At 42.3% G+C, this 9,078-nt stretch carries 8 protein-coding genes; 5 read left to right on the forward strand and 3 right to left on the reverse strand.

All coding sequences use genetic code 11. The features are described from left to right. Positions 1 to 221: 221 nt before the first annotated feature. The gene (asnS, locus tag N482_RS15350; RefSeq protein WP_063377864.1) at positions 222 to 1,619 is read right to left on the reverse strand and encodes an asparagine--tRNA ligase; all 1,398 of its coding nucleotides are present in this window, start codon (positions 1,617 to 1,619) and stop codon (positions 222 to 224) included. Between the two features lie 349 nt (positions 1,620 to 1,968). Between asnS and N482_RS15355 the strand changes: the two genes are divergently transcribed. Continuing rightward, a complete protein-coding gene (locus tag N482_RS15355) occupies positions 1,969 to 2,403 on the forward strand; it encodes an ATP-binding protein (protein WP_063377865.1) in 435 nt (144 codons plus the stop codon). Between the two features lie 32 nt (positions 2,404 to 2,435). Here N482_RS15355 and N482_RS15360 read toward each other — a convergent pair whose 3' ends face one another. Together N482_RS15360 and bioA are read right to left on the reverse strand one after the other, a co-directional pair. Then, positions 2,436 to 3,773 (reverse strand): KamA family radical SAM protein, encoded by a 1,338-nt coding sequence (locus tag N482_RS15360; RefSeq protein ID WP_063377866.1) that lies wholly within the window; start codon positions 3,771 to 3,773, stop codon positions 2,436 to 2,438. A 211-nt stretch (positions 3,774 to 3,984) separates the two neighbouring features. After that, a complete protein-coding gene (gene bioA, locus N482_RS15365; protein ID WP_063377867.1) occupies positions 3,985 to 5,274 on the reverse strand; it encodes an adenosylmethionine--8-amino-7-oxononanoate transaminase in 1,290 nt (429 codons plus the stop codon). A 114-nt stretch (positions 5,275 to 5,388) separates the two neighbouring features. Here bioA and bioB point away from each other — a divergent pair, with 114 nt between their 5' ends. Genes bioB through bioD form a run of 4 tightly spaced genes read left to right on the forward strand, consistent with a single transcriptional unit; the run spans position 5,389 to position 8,992 of the window. Continuing rightward, complete coding sequence (gene bioB / locus N482_RS15370; RefSeq protein ID WP_063377868.1) at positions 5,389 to 6,432, forward strand: biotin synthase BioB; 1,044 nt, start codon at positions 5,389 to 5,391, stop codon at positions 6,430 to 6,432. Beyond that, positions 6,433 to 7,566 carry an aminotransferase class I/II-fold pyridoxal phosphate-dependent enzyme gene (locus N482_RS15375; RefSeq protein WP_063377869.1) on the forward strand — a complete coding sequence of 378 codons (1,134 nt, stop codon included), beginning with the start codon at positions 6,433 to 6,435 and terminating at the stop codon, positions 7,564 to 7,566. Beyond that, a complete protein-coding gene (locus tag N482_RS15380; protein ID WP_063377870.1) occupies positions 7,563 to 8,315 on the forward strand; it encodes a methyltransferase domain-containing protein in 753 nt (250 codons plus the stop codon). Before N482_RS15375 ends, N482_RS15380 begins: the two co-directional genes overlap by 4 nt. After that, the gene (gene bioD, locus N482_RS15385; protein WP_063377871.1) at positions 8,315 to 8,992 is read left to right on the forward strand and encodes a dethiobiotin synthase; all 678 of its coding nucleotides are present in this window, start codon (positions 8,315 to 8,317) and stop codon (positions 8,990 to 8,992) included. The genes N482_RS15380 and bioD overlap by 1 nt, the downstream gene beginning before the upstream one ends. Positions 8,993 to 9,078 lie beyond the last annotated feature (86 nt).

Genomic DNA, 9,078 nt, shown 5'->3' on the forward strand with positions numbered 1-9,078 from the left:
TTAAAGTGATGGCGAATGCTCTCTCCAGGCAACACACCCAAGCGTTTAGCTGCACTTATAGGGGACTGACGGTACTCTCTAAAGAAAAACGCCCTAGGCCAAGCTGCCCTAGGGTCGTTAAGATGAATAAAAGCCGTTACTCTGTTAATCGCAAAGTTGTTCCTCTAAAGTGAACAGTATTGCCTTGAATAGGGGCTTTTTTATTTTAAATTACTATTAAATTAGTAAGTTGCGCTGCCTTTTGTACGAGGGAATGCGATAACGTCACGAACGTTACCCATACCTGTTACGTATGCAACTAGACGCTCGAATCCAAGACCAAAGCCAGAGTGAGGAACCGTACCGTATTTACGAAGGTCTCTATACCAGCTGTAATCTTCTTTATTCAAGCCCATTTCCTCTAAACGTGCGTCAAGTACATCTAAACGCTCTTCACGCTGAGAGCCACCAATGATTTCACCGATGCCAGGTGCAACAACATCCATCGCAGCTACTGTTTTACCGTCTTCATTTTGACGCATATAGAATGCTTTAATGTCACGAGGGTAATTCTTGATAACTACTGGCGCTTTGAAGTGCTCTTCCGCTAGGTAACGTTCGTGCTCTGACTGAAGGTCTACACCCCACTCAACGTCATATTCAAACTGTTTGCCAGACGTTATTAAGATTTCGATTGCATCTGTGTAGTCGACTTGAGCAAAGTCTTTGTCTACAAAGCTCTCTAATCTTGAGATTGCTTCTTTATTGATACGCTGTGCGAAGAACTCCATATCATCACGACGTTCTTCTAATACGGCTTTAAATACGTATTTCAGCATGTTCTCTGCTAAGTTTGCAATATCATCTAAGTCCGCAAACGCCACTTCAGGTTCTACCATCCAGAATTCAGCTAAGTGGCGAGATGTGTTTGAGTTTTCAGCACGGAATGTCGGGCCGAAAGTATAGATCTTAGACATTGCACTTGCATATGTCTCACCGTTCAACTGACCAGATACGGTTAGAAACGCTTCTTTACCGAAAAAATCTTCGTTGTAATCTACATCGCCTTTGTCAGTGCGAGGTAGGTTATTCATATCAAGCGTTGATACACGGAACATTTCACCAGCACCTTCACAGTCACTTGCTGTGATGATAGGTGTACTGATCCACATGTAACCTTGTTCATGGAAAAATCTGTGAATTGCTTGCGATAAACAGTTACGAACACGTGTAACTGCACCGATCACGTTTGTACGTGGACGTAGGTGAGCATGTTCACGCAAATACTCAATTGAATGGCGCTTTGCAGCCATTGGGTATGAATCTGGGTTTTCCACCCAGCCAAGCACTTCAACTGAGTTGGCTTGAAGTTCATAGCTTTGACCTTTACCTTGTGACTCCACAAGTATGCCAGTTACAGCTACAGAACAACCTGCAGTAAGACGAGTTACTTCTTCATAATTATTAAGCGAATTAGGTACTACTGCTTGAATAGGGTCAAAACAAGAACCGTCGTGGACGGCAAGAAATGAAATACCCGCTTTTGAATCGCGTCGTGTACGGATCCAGCCTTTTATCGTAACTTGGCTGTCTACCGCAACGGTGCCTGCTAGTAGCTCCGTTATCGCTATGTGGCTCATCTTTACTCCAAAATGATTAATTATATAAGGGCTAATATGCCCACTTGTTTTTGTCTATATATGCACGCAGGTACAAATTTAAATATACCTAAATGCAAACTCTGTTGTGACTCGCTTTTGTTTAACTAAATTTCGCTTGTTTGTGTGTGAAGTCACGTGATCCGTATATTACCCCTGATAGCTACATAAAAAAACTACCAATTTAAGGATATGCCAAAAAATTTCTTTAAATGTTCGCTTATTTCGTGAGTTGGCGTGTTATTGACCATCTTATAGGCTGTGCGAAAGGGCTTTTTTATGGCATTATAGTTAGGTTAATTTAAATATAGTCGGAATGAAATTTCATTAAATGAAACAAGCTTTTATTCTAAGGGGTTTACCAGGTTCAGGTAAAACACATTACGCCCATACGCTAGCAGATGAACTTGTAGCAGGCGATGAGTCTCAATACATTATCTGCTCGACAGATGACTACTTTACAGATGAGGACGGTCGTTATGAGTTTAACAAATCTAAACTCCCTAAATACCATAACTTAAACCTTGCACGCTTTATCAATGCATTAGCACAAGGTATCCCGTTGGTGATAGTTGATAATACAAACGTAAAAAAGTGGGAGTTCATTGCATATGTCAGTGCCGCTCAAGCAATGGGTTATCAAGTAAAAGAAGTGATTGTTGGTGAGGTTAAAGACAAATCAATGCAGCACCTTTATGCCAAACGTAATGAACATGGTGTTGCTCTAAAGACCATTAGCAAAATGGCACATATATTTGAATGGTAAAAAGCCGACTTTATAAGTCGGCTTTTTTTGAATTACATTGCTTCGTATTCTTCTTGCCAGAAGAACTTTTCTTCACCAAATGCTGGTTTTAAGTCATCTAGCCAATGTGCGTTCTCGTTAAACTTCGCGAAGAACGGGCGTTGAACCCACTCTGGGTTACGTGCCTGTATGAATCGTAGCGCGAATACTTTCTCACCAGCAATTTCGGTTACACCAGAAATCTCCACTTTACCCGGGCCTGCACTCATAGAAGGTCCACGTACTGTTCTACTTACACCCGAAACCTGCTTGTAAGCGTCTCTAAATATTTCCCAAGTTTTGTGAAGTGGCAATTCAAAATAGCGTTTAGCACCGGTATCACGTTCGATGAACATGTAGTACGGGATCATGCCCATTTGTGTTTGTTCCTTCCACATTTCTGCCCACATATTTGGATCTGTATTCAAGTGGTTTAGTAGTGGGGCTTGTGTACGGATCTGTGCGCCAGTTTTGCGTAATAATTTAATCGCTTCTTTTGCTACGTCTGTACGCAACTCTTGCTTGTGGTTTACGTGAGCCATGATAGACACATGTTTACCTGCATCTACTAACTCTTTCAATAGCGCAAGTAGGTCTTGTGCATCTGGATCTGTTACATATCTGAATGGCCAGAAAGTTAAAGATTTAGTACCGATACGTATGGTACGAATATGGTCAAATCTTGGCTCTTTAAGTGCCTCTAGGTATTTACGCAATTTAACTGTGCGCATTACCATAGGGTCACCACCGGTCATTAGAAGGTCAGTCACTTCAGTATGCTCTTCTAGATACCTGTGAAGTAATTCTTCATCGTTGTTGTTAAAGCGTGTCGCTTTACCAACAAACTGAGCCCAGCGGAAACAGAACGTACAGTAAGAGTGGCAGTACTGGCCTTGAGCAGGGAAGAATAAAACGGTTTCTTTATACTTATGCTGCACACCTTCAACGTGCTCACCTTCAAATGAAGGGACGTTTTTGTCCATTTGGCCAGCTGGGTGAGGGTTAAGCTTTTGTCTAAGCTTAGTTGCAAGCTCGAATACCTCATCCGGTGTGTGGTCACGCTTTAATAGCGCTGCCATTTCATCATAAGACTCATCGTCAAGCATGCCACGTTGAGGGAAAGTGAGCTGGAATACGGGGTCGTTAGGTACCTTATCCCAGTCAATCAATTCGTCAATAACGTAATTGTTTACACGGAAAGGGAATACATTAGCAACCACCTTCATTTGAAAGCGAAGGTGCTCAGGCAACTGGTCGAGCTGCTCAATTTTATCAATTTGACGGTGTTGATACACAGTAAAGCGAGGTGGTTGATAGGCCTCTGCCGGCTGCAATTGGACGGATTGTTGCATACTTACTACTTCTCGGCTTGCTAGTTTAAAAATAAGAGGCGCATTGTAGCAAAAACTTGAAGTAAATTCAGGTACAAATCATCAAAGACCCTGAAAAAATGGTGCTTTTCTTCGTATGTGCTTGGAATATATACGGGCTTGCGTGAAATTTAATCAGATTGATGTCGACAGGAGGCTGTTAACCCAGCACTAGTGCTGGGCTACCAGTGTTTTAATATGCATTTTGTTCTATCGCTTGATAGATCCCATCACTTAATTCCTCAATGTCTTCATTTGATGTGATGTAAGGAGGCATAATATAGATAAGCTTGCCAAAAGGTCGGATCCACAATCCTTTCTGTATGAAGAATTTTTGAATTTTAGCAACATCGACGACCTCTTTTAACTCAACGACTCCGATGGCACCTAGGGTACGAACCTGTTTTACAACATCTAGCTCTGCGCAGCGATGCAAGCGAGACATTGCTTGGTTAATTCTATGTACATTTGAATGCCAATCGGTTTCTTCCAATAATTCCAAGCTGGCAAGCGCCGTTGCACACGCCAATGGATTGCCCATAAAGGTTGGTCCATGCATCAGTACTTTAGCTTCACCTTGGCTGATCCCTAACGCAACTTTTTCTGTGGTTAATGTAGCTGACAATGTCATGCATCCACCTGTGAGCGCTTTTCCTACGCACAATATATCTGGTGAGATTTGAGCGTGTTCACATGCGAACATTTTGCCGGTGCGACCGAATCCAGTAGCAATTTCATCTAAGATCAATAAAACATTATATTTTTCACACAACTCCCTCAATGCTTTAAGGTAATCGGCACTGTAAAAATTCATACCGCCAGCATTTTGGACGATTGGCTCGATAATAAAAGCGGCGAGTTCATTATGATGCGTTTTAAAAGCGCTTTCTAGTGCATCAAGTTCCGATTCCTTCAGCTCTTGATCAAAACCAGATGTTGGCGCCTCGACAAAAATATGTTCAGGTAAAAACCCCTGATACATGCTATGCATCGAATTGACTGGATCGCAAACGCTCATCGCAGCAAAGGTATCACCATGATAGCCTTTTTTGGCTGTCATCAATTTGGTTTTGCTACTGTGGCCTTGGCTGAGCCAAAATTGCAATGCCATTTTTATTGCAACTTCAACACTAACGGAACCGCTATCAGCTAAAAATACTTTTTGTAAAGGTGCAGGTGTTAATTCAACTAACTTTTTACACAGGTTTACGGCGGGTCCATGGGTAATGCCACCAAACATGACATGGCTCATAGTTGTTACTTGCTCGGTCATCGCTTTGACAAGCTTCGGGTGGTTGTAGCCATGCAAGGCGCTCCACCATGACGCCATACCATCTATTAATGACTCACCTGTTTCTAAAAAAATCCTGTTTTTATCTGTGTGTGTGACTGGGTAAACAGGAAGTGGATCTATCATCGAGGTATAAGGGTGCCAGATATGCTCTCTATCAAAATCTAAATCTACCGATTGGTTAATGTTCACTTGTAAACCTTTTGCTAGTCTGTGTCGTTGACAATACTAAAGCAAGAAGTAGACTAAGCCAATGACCGTCAAATTGTCTGGCGAAAAAAGAACCAGAAAAGAAGAGAATAAGTTATGGAATATGGCATCGTTCGTCACGATTGGAAACACAATGAAGTAAAGGCATTATTCGAAATGCCTTTTAATGATCTGCTTTTTCACGCTGCAAGTGTGCATCGTAAAAACTTCAAACAAAATGAAGTCCAGATTTCAACATTGTTGTCGATAAAAACAGGTGCTTGTCCTGAAGATTGTAAATACTGCCCGCAATCAGGTCATTATAAAACTGACCTAGAAAGAGAGCGACTAATGGAAGTTGAAAAAGTCGTTAACCAGGCTAAATTAGCAAAAGAAAAAGGCGCGACGCGTTTTTGTATGGGGGCTGCTTGGTCAGACCCTAAAGACCGTGATATGCCTTACATTGAAAAAATGGTTAAAGAAGTAAGCGCACTAGGCTTAGAAACATGTATGACGCTTGGTAAATTAGACAATGAAAAGGCACATGCGTTAAGAAATGCTGGCTTAGACTACTACAACCACAATCTAGACACTTCTCCGGAGTACTACGAGCAAATCATTACAACACGTACTTACCAAGACCGATTAAATACCATTGACCATGTTCGCGACGCCGGTATGAAAGTATGTTCAGGCGGTATTGTTGGTATGGGTGAGCAAGCAGCTGACCGTTATGGTCTGTTAATGCAATTGGCAAATTTACCAAAGCAGCCGGAAAGTGTGCCAATTAACATGTTGGTTAAGGTTGCAGGCACACCACTTGAAGATGTCGATGACTTAGATCATTTTGAATTTATTCGTACGATTGCTGTTGCACGTATCATGATGCCAGAGAGTTACGTTCGATTGTCGGCTGGACGTACAGCGATGAATGAACAAATGCAGTCTATGTGCTTCTTTGCCGGCGCAAACTCTATCTTCTATGGTGATAAACTTCTGACGACTGAAAACCCAGAAGCTGATGCTGACATGAACCTACTTAAAAAACTTGGTATGAAACCAGAAACACGAGAAGACTATTCAGACGAAGCATATGAAGCTTCATTGAATTCAGCCATCGCTGACAAAGCGACATCTGAGTTATTTTACGAAGCGAAATAAATGGCGTTTGAATATATAGATCAAGCGCTTGCTGTAAAGGCGCAGGACGCATTGTTGCGTCAGCGCGTTTGCATTGAAAAGGCCTCTGCTAGACATATTCAGGTTGATGGCACCCAATATCTAAATTTTGCGAGTAACGACTATTTGGCACTGGCGGACTTGCCTGTATCGTCAACTTTTAACCCTGGTAGCAAAAGCTCAGCCTTGGTAACTGGATATCAAAGAACACATCGGTTGTTTGAAGCTAGGCTGTGTGAACTTTTAGGGTTTGAACGAGCGATGCTATTTGCGAGTGGCTTTGCTGCTAATTTTAGTGTGATCAGTGCATTATTTCATGACACAAAAGTCGGCCAGTGCAGTGCTGTTTTTCAGGATAAACTGAACCATGCAAGCCTGATTGATGGCAGCTTAAATAGTAAAGCCAAGTTAGTTCGATTTAATCACAATGACATGGGACACTTGCGTTCTAGGCTGGAAAAAAGCAATGCTGATAACAAGCTTGTTATCAGTGAAGGCATATTTTCTATGGATGGCGATGGTGCACCGTTAAACGCGCTTAAACAACTTGCTCAGGCTCATAAAGCGTGGCTGATGATTGATGACGCCCATAGCTTTGGAATGTGTGGAGAAAATGGTCTTGGCTCAGTGGAGAGCGGGGTAAAGCCTGAAATCTTAGTCATTACGTTTGGCAAGGCGATGGGGTGCCAAGGTGCTGCGGTGCTAGCTAGCAAACGAGTGATTGAATACATGTTACAGTGCAATCGTGAGTACACTTATTCAACCGCTATCTCGCCAGCTTTAGTAGAAATTGCTTCGAGGCAGCTAACACGCCTATGCGACGGACATAAAGCGCGCAGTGACCTTAAAGCTAATATCGAGTTATTTAAAAAACTAGCGATGGATGCCAGCATTCCGCTTAAAGGGTCAGATAGTGCGATACAGCCAGTGATTTTAGGTGGTGCTGAGAATACTTTGGATGCACAAAAAAAGCTTTCGACTAAAGGCGTTTGGCTAACGGCAATTAGACCACCCACCGTGCCACACAATACGTCAAGGTTACGTGTCACACTTACTGCCGCGCACCAAAGAGAAGACATCGAACACTTGGTAAGGTGTCTGGAGGATGTATTATGAGTGCAGCACTTAAGTTACAAGTAGCAAGTAAGTTTTCTCGTGCGTCAGCCCAATACCTAAAGCATGCAAACGTACAAAAGCGGTCAGCAGAAATTCTCCTCTCGGGTATGAATAAGCGCTATGGTGCTATGCTTGACTTAGGTGCAGGCCCCATGCAACACCACGGTGCTTTATCTGAAAAAAGTAATACGTTAGTCGCGCTGGATTTAAGCCAAAGTATGCTTAATCAAGGGCCACAAAGTGCATATAAAGTATGTGCTGATATGGATAGTCTCCCATTTTTGGCAAATTCATTTGATTGTATTTTTAGTAATTTTGCGATTCAGTGGAGTGGTGACTTGCCCAAACTTTTAGCTAAGCTACATGAAATCTTAAAGCTGGGGGGCAGGGCGCACCTTTCAATCGTTGTCGATGGTTCACTCAGAGAAATTGCAACGGCTTGGCAGGGGGTAGATGAGCACTGTCATGTGAACAAATTTATTGATTTTGAAAATCTACTGGCCGCAGCAAGAGCCGCAGGATTTAGCATTCGTTCGGTTAGCAAACGTTGTTTAGTGGATATGTTTGATACACCAAAGGCAGCAATGAAGTCAGTAAAGAACATTGGTGCAAATCAACTTAATAGTGGCGAAAATCGAAGGGGCTTGGTAGGGAAAAAAAGCTATCAAACACTATTGGACTCTTATCCTATTAGGGACGGCTGCGCCCACGTAAGCTATGAAGTCGCATTTTTGGAGTTAACAAAATAATGAGTCAGTTTTTTATAACGGGAACGGATACTGAAGTTGGCAAAACTTATGTGACCAGCTTATTACTTAAGTACCTAGTATCAAAAAAGAAAAAAGCCCTAGGATTTAAGCCAATTGCTGCGGGAGCTGAAGAGGCGTTTGGAGAATTGGTCAACGAAGATGCGTTGACCTTGATGGAAGCTGCAAATGTGCATGGTACATATGAGCAAATAAATCCATTTTGTTTTAAACCGCCAATTGCGCCACATATTGCGGCAAGCAGGGCAGATGTACATATTTCAAAACAAGATTTAACACATAAGCTTGCCGATGTCTCGACGCTAGGCGCTGAGTTTACCCTCGTTGAGGGCGCTGGTGGTTGGGCACTACCAATTAATGACGATGAGTTTTTATCGACTTGGGTTGCAGAGCAAAACCTGCCTGTAATTTTGGTTGTGGGCATGAAGCTAGGTTGTTTAAATCATGCATTTTTAACGCTTCAAGCAATTGAAGGTGCAGGTGCAAAGTGTGTAGGGTGGGTTGCCAATCAAATCGACGCCAATATGGCCGAATATGATGCAAACCTTGAGACACTTAAACAAAGACTAAAGTGCCCGCTACTTGCAGTAACGCCATATTCCGAAGAAAAGGCTAAGATGCAAGTGCACCCAGCTTTAAACAGCTTATTAGGTGTTTAGTCAGGCAACTTAAATCAATAGCTGTAATCAAATAGAGCCAACGGTTGACGTTGGTTCTATTTTAATTTCCCGAATTCAAATTCCAA

Origin of the sequence: Pseudoalteromonas luteoviolacea NCIMB 1942, assembly GCF_001625595.1 — a bacterium.
In the GTDB taxonomy this organism is placed as follows: Bacteria; Pseudomonadota; Gammaproteobacteria; order Enterobacterales; family Alteromonadaceae; genus Pseudoalteromonas; species Pseudoalteromonas luteoviolacea_A.

Coding starts and splice junctions, on each gene's coding strand:
- bioB (WP_063377868.1), top strand. CDS start 5,389: ATGGAATATGGCATCGTTCGTCACGATTGGAAACACAATGAAGTAAAG.
- bioD (WP_063377871.1), top strand. CDS start 8,315: ATGAGTCAGTTTTTTATAACGGGAACGGATACTGAAGTTGGCAAAACT.
- N482_RS15360 (WP_063377866.1), bottom strand. CDS start 3,773: ATGCAACAATCCGTCCAATTGCAGCCGGCAGAGGCCTATCAACCACCT.
- N482_RS15380 (WP_063377870.1), top strand. CDS start 7,563: ATGAGTGCAGCACTTAAGTTACAAGTAGCAAGTAAGTTTTCTCGTGCG.
- N482_RS15375 (WP_063377869.1), top strand. CDS start 6,433: ATGGCGTTTGAATATATAGATCAAGCGCTTGCTGTAAAGGCGCAGGAC.
- N482_RS15355 (WP_063377865.1), top strand. CDS start 1,969: ATGAAACAAGCTTTTATTCTAAGGGGTTTACCAGGTTCAGGTAAAACA.
- asnS (WP_063377864.1), bottom strand. CDS start 1,619: ATGAGCCACATAGCGATAACGGAGCTACTAGCAGGCACCGTTGCGGTA.